The 17,410-nt window shown below is 50.3% G+C and carries 15 protein-coding genes; 7 read left to right on the forward strand and 8 right to left on the reverse strand.

Features of this window, described 5'->3' with window-relative positions:
- Nucleotides 1-22: 22 nt before the first annotated feature.
- The 4 genes from phhA to EHSB41UT_RS10855 all read right to left on the reverse strand — a co-directional run bounded on the left by phhA (nucleotide 23) and on the right by EHSB41UT_RS10855 (nucleotide 4,838).
- Nucleotides 23-805, reverse strand: a complete 783-nt coding sequence (gene phhA, locus EHSB41UT_RS10840) for a phenylalanine 4-monooxygenase (protein WP_087109632.1) — start codon at nucleotides 803-805, stop codon at nucleotides 23-25.
- Entirely contained in the window at nucleotides 802-1,953 is a 1,152-nt protein-coding gene (gene hppD / locus EHSB41UT_RS10845) for a 4-hydroxyphenylpyruvate dioxygenase (RefSeq protein WP_087109879.1), read from the reverse strand. The genes phhA and hppD overlap by 4 nt, the downstream gene beginning before the upstream one ends.
- A gap of 137 nt (nucleotides 1,954-2,090) precedes the next feature.
- Complete coding sequence (gene gpt, locus EHSB41UT_RS10850; protein WP_087109635.1) at nucleotides 2,091-2,588, reverse strand: xanthine phosphoribosyltransferase; 498 nt, start codon at nucleotides 2,586-2,588, stop codon at nucleotides 2,091-2,093.
- 120 nt (nucleotides 2,589-2,708) lie between these two features.
- Nucleotides 2,709-4,838, reverse strand: a complete 2,130-nt coding sequence (locus EHSB41UT_RS10855) for a hypothetical protein (protein ID WP_133060472.1) — start codon at nucleotides 4,836-4,838, stop codon at nucleotides 2,709-2,711.
- Between the two features lie 293 nt (nucleotides 4,839-5,131).
- Here EHSB41UT_RS10855 and EHSB41UT_RS10860 point away from each other — a divergent pair, with 293 nt between their 5' ends.
- On the forward strand, nucleotides 5,132-5,716 hold the full coding sequence (locus EHSB41UT_RS10860; RefSeq protein ID WP_087109639.1) for a YhgN family NAAT transporter: 585 nt from the start codon (nucleotides 5,132-5,134) through the stop codon (nucleotides 5,714-5,716).
- A 74-nt stretch (nucleotides 5,717-5,790) separates the two neighbouring features.
- Here the strand turns inward: EHSB41UT_RS10860 and EHSB41UT_RS10865 are convergent, their stop codons facing one another.
- A complete protein-coding gene (locus tag EHSB41UT_RS10865; protein ID WP_087109641.1) occupies nucleotides 5,791-7,521 on the reverse strand; it encodes a hypothetical protein in 1,731 nt (576 codons plus the stop codon).
- Nucleotides 7,522-7,907: 386 nt separating this feature from the next.
- Between EHSB41UT_RS10865 and EHSB41UT_RS10870 the strand changes: the two genes are divergently transcribed.
- The 5 genes from EHSB41UT_RS10870 to EHSB41UT_RS10890 all read left to right on the forward strand — a co-directional run bounded on the left by EHSB41UT_RS10870 (nucleotide 7,908) and on the right by EHSB41UT_RS10890 (nucleotide 12,481).
- The gene (locus EHSB41UT_RS10870) at nucleotides 7,908-8,924 is read left to right on the forward strand and encodes an amino acid ABC transporter substrate-binding protein (RefSeq protein WP_087109882.1); all 1,017 of its coding nucleotides are present in this window, start codon (nucleotides 7,908-7,910) and stop codon (nucleotides 8,922-8,924) included.
- A gap of 71 nt (nucleotides 8,925-8,995) precedes the next feature.
- A complete protein-coding gene (locus EHSB41UT_RS10875) occupies nucleotides 8,996-10,195 on the forward strand; it encodes an amino acid ABC transporter permease (RefSeq protein ID WP_242667280.1) in 1,200 nt (399 codons plus the stop codon).
- Nucleotides 10,196-10,208: 13 nt separating this feature from the next.
- On the forward strand, nucleotides 10,209-11,309 hold the full coding sequence (locus tag EHSB41UT_RS10880) for an amino acid ABC transporter permease (protein WP_087109645.1): 1,101 nt from the start codon (nucleotides 10,209-10,211) through the stop codon (nucleotides 11,307-11,309).
- A gap of 128 nt (nucleotides 11,310-11,437) precedes the next feature.
- Complete coding sequence (locus tag EHSB41UT_RS10885; protein WP_133060480.1) at nucleotides 11,438-12,166, forward strand: amino acid ABC transporter ATP-binding protein; 729 nt, start codon at nucleotides 11,438-11,440, stop codon at nucleotides 12,164-12,166.
- 72 nt (nucleotides 12,167-12,238) lie between these two features.
- A complete protein-coding gene (locus EHSB41UT_RS10890) occupies nucleotides 12,239-12,481 on the forward strand; it encodes a DUF6868 family protein (RefSeq protein WP_087109647.1) in 243 nt (80 codons plus the stop codon).
- On the opposite strand, the gene EHSB41UT_RS10895 is transcribed toward EHSB41UT_RS10890, so the two are convergent.
- Complete coding sequence (locus tag EHSB41UT_RS10895; protein WP_087109649.1) at nucleotides 12,482-13,405, reverse strand: 1-aminocyclopropane-1-carboxylate deaminase/D-cysteine desulfhydrase; 924 nt, start codon at nucleotides 13,403-13,405, stop codon at nucleotides 12,482-12,484. It lies immediately after the preceding gene.
- A 76-nt stretch (nucleotides 13,406-13,481) separates the two neighbouring features.
- Here EHSB41UT_RS10895 and EHSB41UT_RS10900 point away from each other — a divergent pair, with 76 nt between their 5' ends.
- Entirely contained in the window at nucleotides 13,482-15,200 is a 1,719-nt protein-coding gene (locus EHSB41UT_RS10900) for a hypothetical protein (protein ID WP_133060473.1), read from the forward strand.
- Nucleotides 15,201-15,218: 18 nt separating this feature from the next.
- Here the strand turns inward: EHSB41UT_RS10900 and EHSB41UT_RS10905 are convergent, their stop codons facing one another.
- Entirely contained in the window at nucleotides 15,219-16,241 is a 1,023-nt protein-coding gene (locus EHSB41UT_RS10905) for a hypothetical protein (protein WP_087109652.1), read from the reverse strand.
- A gap of 28 nt (nucleotides 16,242-16,269) precedes the next feature.
- Nucleotides 16,270-17,409, reverse strand: coding sequence for an amino acid ABC transporter permease (locus tag EHSB41UT_RS10910; RefSeq protein ID WP_087109654.1), 1,140 nt, complete (start codon nucleotides 17,407-17,409; stop codon nucleotides 16,270-16,272).
- Nucleotide 17,410: the final 1 nt, after the last annotated feature.

Below are 17,410 nucleotides of genomic sequence, written 5' to 3' on the forward strand. Positions count from 1 at the left end.
TTATCCCCTCATACATCAATCGCTAATCGCTTGTGAATAAAGGTGGCAGCAGACCTGTTTGCCTAGCCTCTGCAATCATCAACATAATATCCTGCTGTGCCAGATGGTTCAGATCACCAACCCGATCAATCACGTAGTACAACGGCTGGAGAATATCGATACGGTAAGGCGTTCGCAGCGCCAGCACCGGATCAAACGCCTCCCGCTTCGGAGCAATGCTCTCAATGCTCCACTTGGTTTCCTTTGGGCTGGAAAGAATACCGCCACCATAAATACGCAAGCCCTGTGGCGTATTGATCAAGCCAAACTCCACCGTAAACCAGTAAAGCCGGGCAAGGAAGACCCGCTGCTGATGGTCAGCCTTCTTGCCCAGCTTTCCATAGGTGTGGGTAAACTCAGCAAAGTCAGGATTGGTCAGGAGAGGACAGTGCCCAAACACTTCATGAAAAAGATCCGGCTCCTTTAGATAATCCATATCCTCAGGCCGACGGATAAAAGTAGCGACCGGAAATTTTTTCTCCGAGAGCAAAGTAAAGAACCGGTCGAAGTCGATCAAAGCCGGAACCCGTTCAACCTGCCAGCCCGTTGCTTTATCAAGCTTGCTGTTCAGCTCTGCAAGCTGGGGAATACGATCATGGGGAAGATTCAACTGCTCCACACCATCCAGAAACTCCTGACAGGCATGCTCCGGCATAAGATCCAGCTGCCGGTGAATAAGCTTTGACCACATCTCATGCTCAGCTTCGGGATAATCAATTACCCCGTTTTCATCCGGCTCCCGGGCTTTGTAGGTGGACTCCTTCATGGCTTCTGGCCTGCGTTACCTCCGGACAGAAGGTCACCCTGACCACCTTCGCTCAAAACACCCCGTTCAATCTGGTCCTTCTCAATACTTTCAAACAAGGCTTTGAAGTTACCCTCACCAAAACCTTCATCCCCTTTGCGCTGAATAATCTCAAAGAAGATGGGACCGATAACTGTGTCGGTAAAGATCTGCAGCAACAACCCGCCCTGACCATCGCCATCTATCAGTACGCCATGCTCCTTCAGAGCTTCAACATCTTCGCCATGGTCAGGCAGACGCTTATCCAGGTTCTGGTAATAGGCATCCGGAGGCGGAGGCATAAACTTCATCCCGGCACTTTTCAGGGAACGCACAGTGCGAAAAATATCGTCCGTACTCATGGCGATATGTTGGATGCCTTCGCCTTTGTAGAGATGAAGAAACTCCTCAATCTGACTTTTATCATCAGCCGACTCGTTAATCGGGATGCGGATTTTTCCACAAGGGCTGGTCATCGCCCGGGACTTCAAGCCAGTCAGCTTGCCTTCAATATCGAAGTAACGAATCTGTTTGAAGTTGAAGTAGTGTTCATAAAACGCCGCCCAGCGATTCATATTGCCGCGGTAAACGTTATGGGTGAGATGGTCGATTTCATACAAACCAAAGCCATCATGGGTCTGGCTCACACCTTTGATTGGTGAGAAGTCCACATCATAAATCGAACCCCACTCACTATAACGATCGATAAAATAGATATGCGCTCCACCAATTCCTTCTATGCCGGGAATATTTAACTCCATCGGTCCCGCCTGAGAGCGCAGCGGACTGGCACCGAGCTGTAATGCCCGTTCCATGGCATGACGGGCATCAGCAACCCGCAGAGCCATGCCGCAGGCACAAGAGCCATGTCGTTCCATAAACTCATGGCTGAAGCCTTTACGCTCGGCATTCACGATAAAGTTGATATCCCCCTGACGCCAAAGCGTGGCATGGCGGGAACGGTGACGGGCTACGGCTTTGAAACCCAGCGAGGAGAACAGCATTTCCAATTCATGGGGATCAGCTGCGGCAAACTCTACAAACTCAAAACCATCGGTTCCCATCGGGTTCTGCTCGGTGATGAGGTCAGAACGCCGGAATGGAATCTGCGCTTTGATAAATGCATCCATAGGAGCCTCCATGCTCTTCAGGTACATCTGATCGAAATAAAAATTATTGTTTAAATATAGATTGGCTATTTAAGACCTGTTGATGTTTTTAGGCGGTAAACAGCAACAGGTCTTTAAGAAGGGGAGTGTGAGAGGCGTTAGTCGTTGGAGAAGCTGACCATAGGCTCAGCATAACCAAGCTCTAGATCCCATGGGAATCGTACCCAGGTTTCCTGACTGTATTCATACACGCAGGAATCAACCAGATGCTTGCCAGCTGGTTTTACATACAGGGTGCAGATTTGCGCTTTAGGCAGGCGCTCACGCACAGTCGCCAGTGTGGTGCCGGTATCAACCAGATCATCAATAACCAGATAGCCTTCTCCATCGGTATCCAGCATTACGTCTTTGAGGACTTTGAGCGTGTTGATGTCCTGCCCCTCGTAAGTCGAGATGCAGAAGGTATCAACCAGACGGATATTGAGTTCACGGGAAACGATAGCGGCCGGAATCATGCCACCACGGGTGATTGCGATAATGCCTTTCCAGGGAGATTTCCTGTCCTTGGCAATGTGCAGAAGTTTCCACGCCAGTTCGCGGCTGTCCCGGTGGAGTTCAGACCAGGACTTAATAACATCTTGCTTGTACGGGTTCATGCAGTAGCGATACTTTTTTGTTTAAGCTTTTACTGCCTGCCGATTGTATGCGGGATTTGTAATCGAAAGAAGAAAAAAGGCGGAAAGTCGTATGATTTCCGCCTGCGTATTTCCGAAATGCTATCGGCTGTAGATGCCCTGATAGCCCCAGCCGGTGAAAGGAACCCAGACCGGAAGGGCAGGGAGCCCATCGTTTTCCCGATATTCACGCACACCGTTTTGGGTTTGATAGCTATCAACGCGCAAAGTCTTTTTCAGTAGCCATTGCTGTTCTGATGCGTGGGCAATGTGGAAACGACGGACATAATCCTCGGTTTCCAATCCCACCAGCAACCGGTCACCTGCAGCAGCCAGATACTCCTGATTCTTTTGATCGGCATTACTGGTTATCCGCGATTCAGCAACAGTCAGCACGCCATTATCAATATGCATTTCCGCCTGAAGCAGGTCGATACCGTTGCCGTGGCGATCATTGCCAGAGTGCTTGGTGCGGATATAAAGCGTGGCGCAGATACCCACTCCGGCCTTCTGACACTCTCTGCTCGCAATCAGTGTCTTAACACGCGGAGTGGTTTGCGCACCTTCTTCCATCTGCCAGTCTTTGGAGAGCTCCGCTAATAGAGCGTCCGTGTAGGCCTGATGGTTTTCCAAAGTGCCGCTGTCTTTATTAACGGAAACAACCCGCAGGGTTTTCGGACCCTGGAACGCTTCATCTTCACCCATATCACCAATCAGGAAAGTATCCTGATCCAGTGCGATCAGACCGCGAATATCAACCCGGCGCTCACCTTCCATAGCAATCGCGCCAAGGGCTGAGAGAAACTGGCCGGCATGATCCATTCGGAAGACATGTCCCATCACAGAGACAATCAGTTGGCTCGGATCGTCAGAAATTTCAGAGACATTCACCCGATAAACAGGCAGGCGCTCATCATAAATCTTCCACTTGGCCTTGGGCTTTTTCTCGGTAGGCTTGGTGTACAGGTTGTCCTTCCACTCCTCGGAAAGACCCACCATCAGCTTTTCTGCTGCGGCAAGAACACCCTCAACATTATCGGCACCGAAGAACTCGTTGTTCCGCTCCCAGATTTTCTTGGCCTCTTCCTTGGTCGGGCCATCCTTGCGAATAATCTCCTGGAACAGCGCACTTAACTGCTGCTCGGCATCAGCAGCACCTGCAAGCTCCTGAGCCTTCGTCTGCAACAGTGCTGCCGCTTCATTCAGTGATGCTTTTTCATCCAGAACTGTTCTCTTCTGCTTATTCCACAGCTTGCTGCGATCCCCTTCCGACAACAGACCCTGCTCAACAAACATATGAAAATCCGGGGAAGCTTCACGGTATGACTCAAACAGAGAACGCTCCGTGCTTTCGCCGCTATTTTCACCATCAGCTTCACCACCAGCCTCACGGGCAACCAGTACGTCTTTGACCAGCTCATCCTGTACAGCGATCAAATCGGCCGTCTGATTATTGGCAGTAAAATTTAATGCCTGACTGCCAATCGTATTCCGATCAATCACCACGTAGCTGTGGGTGTAGGAGACAATACGTCCGCCGTCTTCGTTGGGTGATAAACGGTTAAGAACACCACCAGCACCGCCAATATAAATCGTGCCGTCATCATGAAGATAAGGGTTACAGGTTATAGGGCAGCTATCCCGACCATCAGCCAGACGGGGCAGGTGATAACTCAGCCACTTGTTTTCTTTGGGAAAATACACAGAGAAGAAGTTTGCCTGACGGCGCGTGCCAAGGTTATAGAGCTCAACACCATCGCTGGCGAGCACAACAGTGGCTTTCGGCAAGACTTTAGGTTCTTCCTTCCTGGGAGGATCGACGGGCTTAGTCTTCGTTGGAACAGACTTGGATTCGACGGGTACTTTGCGAGGCTCTGCTTTATTAAGCACCTTCTTGGTCTTCGAGACCAAAGGCTTGGACTCTTCTGTGGCAACAGGCTTTGGCTGCTCTTTTTTTACCGGAGCAGCATGGGTCGTTTCTTTACGACCAAAGTCTTTATGGACAGTAGGTTGCTTTGCAACTGTGGCAACCTTGGGCTGGGAAGATTGAGCCCTGCCCGGATTGCTGTAACGCGCTTTGCGCTCCTCACTGCTAATCCGTTTGAAAGCCTTATCGCTCACATACGAGTACTCAGCACCGAACGATGCTGCCTGAGCAGTGAAAGTAGATATTGATGAGAAAACCAGAACAATAGCGACAATAAACGCCGAACCAGACGACATCCTTTTCATTCCCAAACCTCCCGTTACTCCTTGGGATAACACGTGTGGGGTCCAGCCGAGATTCTCTGAGAGGGTTCGCAGCCTTGCTCCCTTATCGCATGTTTGACCCGCCTCACTTACAGAAAGTTCCAACGGGATTCTGACGTTAGCCTATCAAGGCGCTGGCTGTTTTTTGTACTATGCCTTGGTATAACTTGAGGCCATGAAAATTTCAGGCACAATGCGCGTCTTTTGGTCACAGACCAACTTAAGTCGTAAGATCCAAACACCCGATCACCTGTAAGCAAGCGGAATAAGCTGGTATGGAAATCTGGAGCGCAGCTATCACGCTGTTTCTCATCATGGACCCTCTCGGCAACCTGCCGGTATTTATGTCCATTCTTAAAAATGTTCCTGAAGAGCGTCAGAAGGCTGTTCTGATTCGGGAACTGCTGATCGCACTGTTCGTGATGATTGTGTTTCTGTTTGCCGGTCAGACGATCCTCAACTTTATGAATCTGCGTACAGAGGCCGTCAGCATCTCTGGCGGTATTATCCTGTTCATCATCGCGATCCGAATGATCTTCCCGGTACCGATGAAGCCGGGCGAAGATGCTCCATCCGAAGAACCGTTTATCGTGCCACTGGCCATCCCGCTGATTGCCGGCCCATCCCTGCTGGCTTCCCTGATGCTGCTGTCCAATCGCCAGCCGGATATGACCCTGCAATGGACTGGCGCAGCCATTGGCGCATGGGCGGTGTCGTCCCTGATCCTGCTGAGTGGTCCACGTATCTTCAAGCTGCTGGGCAAACGCGGCCTGATGGCCTGTGAGCGCCTGATGGGTATGATTCTGGTAATGCTGTCGGTGCAGATGTTGCTGGATGGTTTTGCCAACTATTTTAAATAATCAGTTAGCCCTGCCCCTTAACAAGAGAGCCCGCCAGAGATTATCTGCGCGGGCTTTTTTCTGAGGTGTATTAGCTAGCGAACAGAAATTCCATCAAAGCCATAACCGGTGTAGAACACCCACTTAGGCAACTCTGGCAGCATATCTCGCGGTGGCTGAACTTCGTCTGTAGCCATATCAGAGAAAGCACTGACATGATGCCTGACCGATGGCAGATAGCCAGTGCGAACATAATCTTCCGTTTCGCGGCTGGTGATCAGGGTATGACCAACAACGGAGAAGAATTCACCATTCACAGAGTCGGAGAGTTTCAGCTCCTCCACATCACCAACCACCAGGTTTTCACCCTGTAGTTGCACCGGCACTTTCACCATATCCTTGCCGGCATGTTTGGTGCGCAAGTAGAGGCTGACTGGTGCATCAGCAGTCGCAACATAACGTTCCCGCCCTCCAAACATCGCTTTAACCCGAGGGGTGGCATTCTCCTGACCTTTTGTAATCCAGTGCGGCTTCAACTTATCCAGCAATTGAGCTGTCAGCTTCTCATTGGTTGTGACGGTACCATCGCCATTATCAGTGACGACACGCAGGGTACGCGGACCATTAATGGTTTCATCAATGCCCATGTCGGCAACCACAAAGGTTGTACCATTGAGAGCAACCAGACCACGGGTATCAACATCGAGGGAGTATCGATCCTGCGATAATTGGCCATCATTCATCAGCATGGGGACTGACTTATGATCGGAGTAGGCCTTGCCCCGGTAAGTAACAGAACCAGACTGATGGTCGATGTGGTAAAGATGACCAGCAACCGACACAGCTAATGCATCTGCATTTCCAGGCACTTCAGCGATGGCACCGCGGAGAACCGGCAGCCGCTCATCATAAATCTTCCATTTACTTTCGGGGGTATAAAGACGCGTGCTTTTCCTGACCTTTTCAGGATTACTCTTGTCTTCATCCGATAGGGCATTGGCCTGCAGGTCGCACTGTTCAGACAGGCCCAAGCTCAGCTTTTCAAGAGCGTCTGCGACAGGGTAGGCACCTTCGGAAGCCGGAAACTGATCATTGTTCCGCTCCCATATCCTGATGACTTCATCTTTCAGTGGGCCGTCCTTGGAAAGCAGCCCTTCCATATAAACTCTGGCCTCTTCATCAGAAAGCGTTCTGACATTGTCCAACGCTTCCTTGATACTGCAGGGTTTCCCATTAACCTGACGCTTGGCTTTCCCCCAGATGGCATCTCGACGCTCTGCTGTAATCAAGCCCTGCTCGACCAGCATATTGTAATCCTGAGACTGTTCCTGATAGCTCTGGAAAAACGGTCGCGTAACTTCTACATCATCAACCTTTCTTTTTACAACCGGGTCCTGCAAAGGCCTGTCACCAACCGCCAGCTGGGTGACTGCGGGCGCGTTGATCACAAATTCAGGATAATCCCGGCCATCCATGATCGCGTAATCATGCCGGTACGAGCCGTTAACCTGTTTGGTAAATCTATTCAGAACACCACCAGCGGCAGCAATGTAGATGGTTCCATCAACATGAATATGCGGCGTACCCACAACGGCACAACTTTCCAGCTTTCGACCATCCGGCAAAGTGATCACTGGGATTTGATAACTGAGCCATTGCTCGGAGGCTTTGTCGTAAACAGTAAAGAAATTAACCTGACGCTCTTTGCCAAGGTTATAGAATTCGGTTCCATGACCAACTAATACGGCCATATCTGGTTCTTGAAGTGTGGTGGGCTGTTCCTGCTTCTGTGCTCGTTCCTGTGGCTGCTCTGGTAGCTGCTGCATGCGTAAACTCCCTTAACGCTTATACGATCGACATAACTAGAGAGTCAGCAGAACTGTTCAAGTTTCCGGGCAAACAGAAGGTTTTGTTAGTTTGCCTAACCAGGCTGTTAAGCTGTCAGGCGCGGGGTGCGCAGAAATAAACCATTGGTTCCCTTGCACCAAGTTGGTACATTAATAATTACCTGCGCTCTCAATGTGAACACATTGCGATGTGGTTCTGCCAGGTATCGTGCTTTTACCGGTGGAATAAAGGAAACCATGCCCCTGGCATGTGTGGTCTCAACTTTGCTTTATACAAATGGCATTTCCAGAAAATGCGGTATGAGGCAGCAGGCAGACAGCCTGATAAAAACAAAAATTATTACAAAAAGAAAAAGAGACGGATTATGAAAAAGGCACTCAAACTGACAGGCGCAGCACTGGCCCTGACAGCACTTTCCGGTCTTTCCCAGGCCAGCACCCTCGACACTGTTAAAGAACGCGGCTACCTGTCCTGCGGCGTGAGCACCGGTCTGCCCGGCTTCTCCAGCCCAGACGACAAAGGCAACTGGTCTGGCCTTGATGTGGACGTCTGCCGCGCAATGGCCGCAGCCACTCTGGGCGATGCCAGCAAGGTAAAATACACCCCACTGACCGCCAAGGAACGTTTCACCGCTCTGCAGTCCGGTGAAATTGACGTTCTGCCACGTAACACCACCTGGACCCTGACCCGTGATACCTCCCTCGGTATGAATTTCGTAGGTGTGAACTACTACGATGGCCAGGGCTTTATGGTCAGCAAGAAGCTGGGCGTAACCAGCGCCAAAGAGCTGGACGGTGCCACGGTATGTATTCAGGCCGGTACCACCACCGAGCTGAACATGGCGGACTACTTCCGCGAGCACAACATGAAGTACCAGCCAATTGTATTTGATACTTCCGCTCAATCTGTACAGGGCTTTGAGTCCGGCCGCTGCGATATGCTGACGTCTGACCAATCCCAGCTGTACGGCCTGCGCACCAAGCTGGCCAACCCGAACGACGCAATCGTTCTTCCGGAAATCATCTCCAAAGAACCTCTGGGTCCTGTCGTACGTCAGGGTGACGACCAGTGGTTCAACATTGCCAAGTGGTCTCTCTACGCCATGGTTGCCGCTGAAGAGCTGGGTGTATCCTCCGCCAACGTTGATGCCATGATGAAGAGTGAGAATCCTGGTATCTCCCGCCTGCTGGGTAACAGCGGCCCTGGAGGCAAGGCTATGGGGATTTCTGATGACTTCGCTTACCAGATCGTCAAGCAGGTTGGTAACTACAGCGAATCCTTCGAGCGCAATGTCGGTAAAGACTCTCCGCTGCTGATTCAGCGCGGCCTGAACGCGCTCTGGAAAGATGGCGGAATCATGTACGTACCGCCTTTCCGTTAATCCAGTCAAAAAGGCCAGAGTACGCTCTGGCCTTTTTTATTCCTGAGTTACTGAATTAAAGGCTGGTTATCGTGTCTGAAAATATTGCCTCCGCTCCTGCAGCTGGACGTTCTTCCAGCACCCGTTTCCTGTACGACCCGAAAGTGCGCAGCATTGTCTTTCAGCTGTTGTTTATCGGGCTGTTGTTTTTCCTTGTTTCCACCATTGTCACCAACACCACCAATAACCTTGAACAACGCGGGATCACCACCGGTTTTGATTTCCTGAGTCAGGAAGCCGGCTTTGGCATCCTGCAAAGCCTGGTGGAGTACGACGAAACCCATACCTTTGGTAAAACCTTTATCGTTGGTCTGCTCAACACCATTCTGGTGTCGGTACTCGGTATTGTTCTTTCGACCGTTGTCGGCTTTCTGGTTGGTGTAGGGCGACTGTCGCGTAACTGGCTGATCTCCCGCCTGTGTGGCGTTTATATTGAGATATTCCGGAACATCCCTGTTCTTCTGCAGATTCTGTTCTGGTACATCGCAGTTCTCAGGGTTCTGCCTTCGCCAAGGCAAAGCCTGTCTCTGGGTGAAAGTGTCTTCCTGAATCTTCGCGGGCTTTACTTCCCGGCACCGATCTTTGAAGAAGGCTCCGGCGTTATTTTTGCGGCGTTGGGAGTAGCCGTTGCTCTGATCATAGGATTGTCTTATTGGGCGAAAAGACGACAGGTAATGACCGGACAGACCTTCCCGGTCTTCAACGCCAGTCTGGCACTGATCGTCTTGCTTCCGGCTGTAGCCTGGTTTGTTGCCGGCCAGCCCGTCTCTCTGGAGATGCCGGAGCTGAAAGGCTTTAACTTCCGAGGCGGTATTACCGTTATCCCGGAGCTTATCGCGCTGTTGCTGGGTTTGAGTTTCTATACCGCTGCTTATATTGCCGAGAATGTTCGGGCGGGTATTGATGCCATCAACAAAGGTCAGCAGGAAGCTTCTGGCGCACTGGGGCTAAGCGAAAGCAAAACCATGCGTCTGGTGATTATTCCTCAGGCCATGCGTGTAGTTATTCCTCCACTGTCCACTAACTACATGAACCTGATCAAGAACTCCTCTCTGGCAACCGCTATCGGTTACCCGGAGCTGGTGAATGTATTTATGGGCACCACCCTGAACCAGACCGGCCAGGCCATAGAAATTATTGCCATGACCATGGCCGTCTACCTCACCATGAACATTATTGTTTCCCTGTTCATGAACTGGTTTAACAACCGCATGGCTCTGGTTGAGAGATAAGGAAGGGATAACGATGATTGTGAACGACAAAACCATTCCCTCCCGTCCGGCACCGGCTGCAAACCGTGGTGTTATTGGCTGGCTGCGGGAGAATCTGTTCGCCACACCGGGCAACTCTGTTCTTACCTTGATCGGCATCGCATTCTTGCTCTGGGCGATTCCTCCCATTCTGCAATGGGCAGTGCTTGAGGCTGATCTGTTTGGCAGTGATAAAAACGCCTGCACCAGTGAAGGTGCCTGCTGGGTCTTCGTCTCTGCACGCTTCCAGCAGTTTATTTATGGCTTCTATCCGGATGCGGAGCTCTGGCGGGTCAATATCTTCTTTGCCGAGATGACCGCGGTACTGGTCTGGGTACTCTGGGACAAAATGCCCAAGCGTATGTGGGGCGGCATCTGGTTTCTGACCGGCTTCCCGGCCACCAGCTTTATGCTGCTGTATGGCGGCGCCTTCGGCCTTGAAGTTGTCGATACCCATAAATGGGGCGGCCTGATGCTGACGCTGGTGATCTCACTGGTGGGCATGGTGATCGCTCTGCCGGTGGGCATTCTTCTGGCTCTTGGGCGTCGCTCCCAGATGCCGGCGATCAGCTCCTTCTGTACGGTGTTTATCGAGGTATGGCGGGGTCTTCCGCTGATCACCATCCTGTTTATGGCTTCGGTCATGCTGCCGTTGTTTGTACCGGGCGATATCGAACTCGATAAGCTCATCCGGGCGATGATTGGCATCAGTCTGTTTGAAGCCGCTCTGATTGCTGAGGTTATCCGTGGCGGTCTGCAGGCCATGCCGAAAGGGCAGTACGAAGCCGCAGATGCCATGGGCCTGAGCTATTGGAAAGGCATGCGACTGGTGATCATGCCGCAGGTTTTAAAGATATCTATTCCCGGCATAGTAAACACCTTTGTTCAGCTCTTTAAAGACACCAGTCTTGTATTGATTATCGGACTGTTTGATCTGCTGGCCGTGATGCAGGCCGGGATTGCTGATGTGAACTGGCCCAATATTGCCATCGAAGCCTTTGTATTCACCGGCTTTGTCTTCTGGCTGTTCTGCTTTGGCATGTCTCGTTACAGCCTGTCGCTTGAGCGCAAGCTGGACACAGGCCATAAAAACTGAATAAGGTGGCAGGTAAAAGACTTATGCATTCAGAACTCGAACAAGTAGAAATAAAAGAAAATATTATGCAGGCACATGACCACCATCAGGATGACGCAGCCGCCCCTTCACATGTGGCTGCCGAAACCATGATTGAGCTGACCGGCGTGAACAAGTGGTACGGAGACTTTCACGTTCTCAAGGATATCAATCTGACTGTAAGAAAGGGCGAGCGCATTGTTGTCTGCGGACCGTCCGGCTCCGGTAAGTCCACCATGATCCGCTGCATCAACCGTCTGGAAGAACACCAGGAAGGCATTATCAATGTCAATGGTGTGGCACTGACCAACGACCTGAAGAACATTGAGCATATCCGTAAGGATGTGGGCATGGTGTTTCAGCACTTCAACCTGTTCCCCCACCTGACCGTTCTTGAGAACTGCACGCTTGCGCCAATCTGGGTTCGCAAGATGCCCAAGAAGGAAGCGGAAGAGATTGCCATGAAGTATCTCGAGCGGGTTAAGATTCCGGACCAGGCCAACAAGTATCCCGGCCAGCTTTCTGGTGGTCAGCAGCAGCGTGTGGCTATTGCCCGCAGTCTGTGTATGAACCCGCAGGTGATGCTGTTCGACGAACCAACATCTGCCCTTGATCCTGAGATGATCAAGGAGGTGCTGGACGTTATGATCGAGCTGGCTCACGAAGGTATGACCATGATCTGCGTAACCCATGAAATGGGCTTTGCGCGCACCGTGGCAGATCGAGTCATCTTTATGGATGGCGGCCAGATTATTGAAGAGAACGCGCCGGAGCCATTCTTTAATAATCCGCAGTCTGACCGGACCAAACTGTTCCTGAGCCAGATTCTCAGCCACTAAACCGTTGTAATGTCGGGTTAGGTTCAGTTATCTAGCCCGACATAACAACATCTTCACCCAAAGAGGTGAGTTATGGATAGTGAACTGTTAATCAATGTTTTCGGCTTATGTGCGCTGATTAATATCGCACTTATTGCTCTTTGGTTTGCGCTGTTCACTCTCAAACGAGACTTGATCCATAAAGTCCACACGCGATGGTTTCAACTTTCTGAACAACAGTTTGATGCCATTCAATATCAGGCGATCGCCTTTTATAAAATTGTTAACACCTTACTGTTTATTGTGCCCTGGCTGGCTCTTACTGTTCTTAAATAGCTAGAAGACATACCCCCGCGCGCCCTGCAAACCTCCCGTGTGAATAGCCAGAATTCGGCTACCTTCCGGCACGGCTCCGGTATTGACGGCATCAAACAGCCCCAGCATCATTTTGCCTGTATACACAGGATCCAGAGGAATACCGCTCTCCTCTTCAAAGAATCGGATAAAGGAGAGTAAATCCGGCGTGGTTTTGCCATAACCTCCACAGTGATATTCAGTCTCTATCTGCCAGCCAGTGCGACCTTCTGGCAGATGCTGGGCCACATCGCCGGCCATCCAGTCAGCTCCTTTCAACACGGCGACACCGTGAATCTCAACACTCTCAGGAGCCGAGCGAATAACACCTGCAGTTGTTGCACCGGTCCCCGCCGCCAGCCATATCTGCTGATAGTCTGTAGGGTTAATACGACCGGCAGGAAGAATATCTTCGCAGCCTTTCACTCCCAAAGCACCGGAACCACCTTCCGGCACAATCCAGACATCGCTTGCCGATACACCCAGATCAGCCAGCAGCTGATTCTGAAACTCTTCCGTATGCTTTTCCCGGTAGTCTTTACGGCTAACAAAATGCAGTCGCATGCCCAGTCTTTCTGCATCCTGCAAAGTCAGGGACAGGTTCTCGGCACGCTCTCCTCGAATCACACCAATAGTAGAAAAACCAAGATGATGCCCGGAAGCGGCCAGGGCATGAATGTGATTGGACCAGGCGCCACCAAAACTTAAAGCCGTGCTGTACCCATGAGCAAAGGCATGCTCAAGATGCCCTTTTTGTTTGTACCATTTGTTACCGCTGATTTCGTGGTGAAGTAAATCCAGCCTGAGAATATCGAGTTGTATATTCTTCCGCTGTAACCAACTAAGTCCGACATTTTGAACGGGTAAATCACTACGATTTAACGCATTCCACAGTTCAATATTCATCAATAAAGCAATTATTCAAACTACATTATGGCTTTAGTCTAAACTGACCAGCTTTTCTTGCCGAGAGTTGTAGTTTATGCATAAAAGATGGGCATTCATATCCGTACAGTGTTTGATTGCCTTTCTTGGTGGAATCTATTTACTCGCCTGTGCACAGTCGATATTTGCCGGAGAAATAAAACCAAATTCTCTGGCAGTCACAGCGTGGGTTCATCATCTTCAGAAAACAAGACCACAATCCGCGTTACCGTCATTACAAAGTATTTCCTGGAAACTGAATCATGAACTCATGGCAGAAGGCTTTGAAGGGACAAGAGAACAGATAGGTGATGTCTTCAGCTTAAATTCACCTCCCACCGTATGGGATGATGGCGTTGATCATATTGATTTAATTCACCGTTGTGCCGACAAAGCCAACAGCATTGTTGCCTGCACTCTCGAGTACAGTCTCTGCAATTGGGAATGTGCCCGTGCTGCTATCCGGGCAAAAGCAGAAACCCAAAATGGCTATGCCGTGGCCATCGCGCTATCAATTATCGAATTATGGAAAAAACTTCCGGATGCCGTTAAGAGCTGTCCTTTCCTGGTTCCGCTTGGACAAAAGACTGTGCGCGTTACTCTCCCGACTCTTATTGAAGTGTGGATAAGTGATCCTTCTCATGCTTTTGTCAAACCACCCAAAGCTGCCGGTTTGCTTGACGGTTTGACCCTGCCTGTAAGCTTGCCACAGTATGAAAAGCGTGGTTCCACAACAGTTATAGGCGTCTCGTCCGATGAAGCTCTGGCAACATCATCTGCCATGATTCCCGATACCAGCCAATGGAACATTTCCAGCCTTGAAGACGCATTCAGTCAGTTTTCCATGGCCGAGCCAGTAAACCCTGATCAATTTAAAGAACAGGACAAAGATAAAAAATCATTGGAGCTCATCTCGGCGCTGGCCAATAGCTTGATAATGATTTTGCGCCATCCAGAGGTCGGAGATAATTTCGACCTGATCAAGTTGCTGGTTGATGCCATCCACAAACACCGGTATCTCGCCCACAACTTAAGATCGATTGAGTCCCACATTCTTGGCTTTTACCCATTTGCATTGCCTGGTAAGCACCGGGAGCAAATGGAACTCCTTCGGACCATTTTGAAATATTTAAGATCAGGGGCGATTATCGATTCACCGGAGGAGCTGGTCTTTCAGGCCTTTCAAAAGAAGCTGGAGATGGCTGATCATAATAGTCTTGTCCGGAAATTTATTATGAAAGGGCTGTTAACGCCTGACACCATAGCCAAGGTCAATACTCCTGACCAGACCCTGAGTGATGTTTACTATTCGGAAAAAATTCAGCAGGTGACGACCCATCGGAAACAATTAAGTCGCCCTCAGACACGGGATTCACATCTCAGATCCGTTCTTGGAAAAGAAGCCGAACCACTTATGGATAGGAACTCCCGGCATATGAAGGTCAGAATGATCCAGAGTCTAACCAATCCCTCACCCCCGACTCATGTTCCATCCGCTATTGCTATCACGATGCCAGCCCATCATCGAACTCGAATTCTGGTCTCAGAAATTATTCAGATGTTGCTTGATAACGGGTTCTCGTCACCCGATTTATCACGGGATCTGTATCACCAGTTTACCTCTGTGGATTGGACAAACCGATCCCAGATAATTATGAGCCGGGATCAGTTCAATATTGCCTGGCAGATTGCTCAGGAAGAGTTGAGAGACGAGGGCAGTACCGTACAAAAGATAATTCAAGGCGCATTTAAAGTGGACCGTAAGGCGCCACTTTAAATGTGAACACAGCAGGCTTTAGTTTCGCCTCTGTACCAGAAGCTCCTGCAAGACTTTAGGAAGACGGCTCTGCAGCGATGCACTGATCTGTTGCTCATGCTTTTGCCAAAGTATGCCCAGCCAGACAATGCCAAGCCCTGCGATGGTAAGAGCGACAGGAAACAGCCAGCTATCTTTAAAAACTCGGTCAGCCATATGCATCAGATAAATAAACGAGCCTGCAGCTCCGGCAATCACAAAGATCTTTCTCAGCAATACAACACCACAACCTATCAAGCCAAGGTTAAGACAGAAGTAGAAGAACTTACTGAGTTCGCTATCGGAACTCTGTGACGTTAAACCACCCCAGAAGGTCACAACCCCAACAAGATAAAACCAGAAGGCATAGTCGCGGCTTTTACGCGTGGCAATATCTGTCCCAAAAGCGACCAGCACCATCGCCAGACCAAACCACATGGTTACCAGAGATCGGTTACCCCAATCAAACTCTTCACCATAAACAAGACTGGTCACACTCAGAGACAGGAACCATAACGCCAATGTAATGGGCAGGGTCTGCAGAGGTCTTCGGTAAACCGATAAAACCAGCACACCGGCAAGCAGGGCAGTACCTTCCATCATGATGGTGAGATCATCAAAACCAAAGCGGAGGTTCTGGAAGTTTTTATCCTCGGGCCACATCCCCAAAGCCTGTTGCCCGCCATAAACAGCGAGAGGAATCAGTGCGACAATAAACAAACCACACAGGCTGGCCGGCACATCGTAATGCAATCTATTCATGCACTGCATAAGCAACGCGGCTACACAGAGATAGACAGCACAGATTCCCACTATGCCCCAACCACCAAACTGCTCCCAACCCAGATTCATGAACAGGGTCAGAGCCCCGATGGCCACAAAGCCACCGAAGTAATACAGCACATGGGTGAGGTTAAAACGGGATGAGGAATGTTCCTGCAGATAGTTATAGAGCGGATCGACCTGTGATGGCTGCAACAAACCATTTTCCACGGCTTGCTCAAGAACTGTTTTCTTCACCATCACAGGTTCTCCATTCAGGACTTATGAATCAGGCTTTATGTCCCGTATCCAGTTGCTTCTCCAACCACTGGCTGTAATGAGACATCCCAAAACAAAATATAAAGAATACGGCAGCTCCTACAAAGTACGATTCCATATAGAACGGTGTCCAGGGAGGATCAGCACTGAAAGCTATACGGACCGTATTCAGTACATCAAACAACCCGATAATCACCACCAGCGAGCTGTCTTTAAAGGTTCCAATAATTGTACTGACAATCGGCGGAATGGATATCTTCAAGGCCTGAGGAAGAATAATCTTTCGGGTCGCCTGCCAATAAGTCAGCCCCATCGCATCAGCCGCTTCATACTGCCCTTTCGGGATAGCCTGCAAGCCTCCACGAATCACTTCTGCCATATAGGCAGAAGCAAACAGGATGATACCGATCTGGGCCCGAAGCAGTTTATTAATCGTCAGATCTTCCGGCATAAACAACGGTAAAAGGAACGATGCCATAAACAGGATACTGATCAGCGGCACGGCACGGATCAGTTCGATATAGCAGATACACAGGGTGCGGATGAAGTTCATCTCCGACCGGCGACCAAGAGCCAGCAAGATGCCAAACGGCAGGGAGAAAGCGACCGACAGAACAGCCATACCCAGGGTTAACGGCAAGCCGCCCCATTTGCTGGTAGGTACCTCGGTAAGACCAAATAGGCCGCCAGCCATCAATACAAAACTCACAACCAACGTCGCAAGCCAGACCAACAGGAAGACCGGATGCCAGAAACGGCGAATACCACTGGCCATCATCATGCCCACCAGCAGAAAGCAGGTCACCATGGGGCGCCACTGTTCATCCTGAGGATAGAAGCCAAACAACATAAACCTGTGTTTTACGCTAATGAGTGACCAGCAGGCACCTCCCGCTTCTTTACAGGCTGCCACCGTCTGGTTGGTAATTTCACTCGCATTACCTTCCGGGCCATAAATCGCCCAGGTCGCACTCAGGAAAAACCAGTCAACCAGCCCGGGCAACACCTGCCATAAGCCATAAAGACAAACAGCGGTGAGCACTGTATTCAAAGGCGAGCTGAAAAAGTTACTGCGCAGCCAGAATATAAGACCACTGTTATTTACCGGTGCCGGGCGCGATGGCAACGGCTGAGAATTAATTATTGCCATG

Origin of the sequence: Parendozoicomonas haliclonae, assembly GCF_900174585.1 — a bacterium.
Taxonomy (GTDB): Bacteria; Pseudomonadota; Gammaproteobacteria; order Pseudomonadales; family Endozoicomonadaceae; genus Sansalvadorimonas; species Sansalvadorimonas haliclonae.

Bases quoted from the DNA above. Each gene is read 5' to 3' on its own strand.
- phhA (WP_087109632.1), bottom strand. From the start codon at position 805: ATGAAGGAGTCCACCTACAAAGCCCGGGAGCCGGATGAAAACGGGGTA.
- hppD (WP_087109879.1), bottom strand. From the start codon at position 1,953: ATGGATGCATTTATCAAAGCGCAGATTCCATTCCGGCGTTCTGACCTC.
- gpt (WP_087109635.1), bottom strand. From the start codon at position 2,588: ATGAACCCGTACAAGCAAGATGTTATTAAGTCCTGGTCTGAACTCCAC.
- EHSB41UT_RS10855 (WP_133060472.1), bottom strand. From the start codon at position 4,838: ATGAAAAGGATGTCGTCTGGTTCGGCGTTTATTGTCGCTATTGTTCTG.
- EHSB41UT_RS10860 (WP_087109639.1), top strand. From the start codon at position 5,132: ATGGAAATCTGGAGCGCAGCTATCACGCTGTTTCTCATCATGGACCCT.
- EHSB41UT_RS10865 (WP_087109641.1), bottom strand. From the start codon at position 7,521: ATGCAGCAGCTACCAGAGCAGCCACAGGAACGAGCACAGAAGCAGGAA.
- EHSB41UT_RS10870 (WP_087109882.1), top strand. From the start codon at position 7,908: ATGAAAAAGGCACTCAAACTGACAGGCGCAGCACTGGCCCTGACAGCA.
- EHSB41UT_RS10880 (WP_087109645.1), top strand. From the start codon at position 10,209: ATGATTGTGAACGACAAAACCATTCCCTCCCGTCCGGCACCGGCTGCA.
- EHSB41UT_RS10885 (WP_133060480.1), top strand. From the start codon at position 11,438: ATGATTGAGCTGACCGGCGTGAACAAGTGGTACGGAGACTTTCACGTT.
- EHSB41UT_RS10890 (WP_087109647.1), top strand. From the start codon at position 12,239: ATGGATAGTGAACTGTTAATCAATGTTTTCGGCTTATGTGCGCTGATT.
- EHSB41UT_RS10895 (WP_087109649.1), bottom strand. From the start codon at position 13,405: ATGAATATTGAACTGTGGAATGCGTTAAATCGTAGTGATTTACCCGTT.
- EHSB41UT_RS10900 (WP_133060473.1), top strand. From the start codon at position 13,482: ATGCATAAAAGATGGGCATTCATATCCGTACAGTGTTTGATTGCCTTT.
- EHSB41UT_RS10905 (WP_087109652.1), bottom strand. From the start codon at position 16,241: ATGGTGAAGAAAACAGTTCTTGAGCAAGCCGTGGAAAATGGTTTGTTG.
- EHSB41UT_RS10910 (WP_087109654.1), bottom strand. From the start codon at position 17,409: ATGGCAATAATTAATTCTCAGCCGTTGCCATCGCGCCCGGCACCGGTA.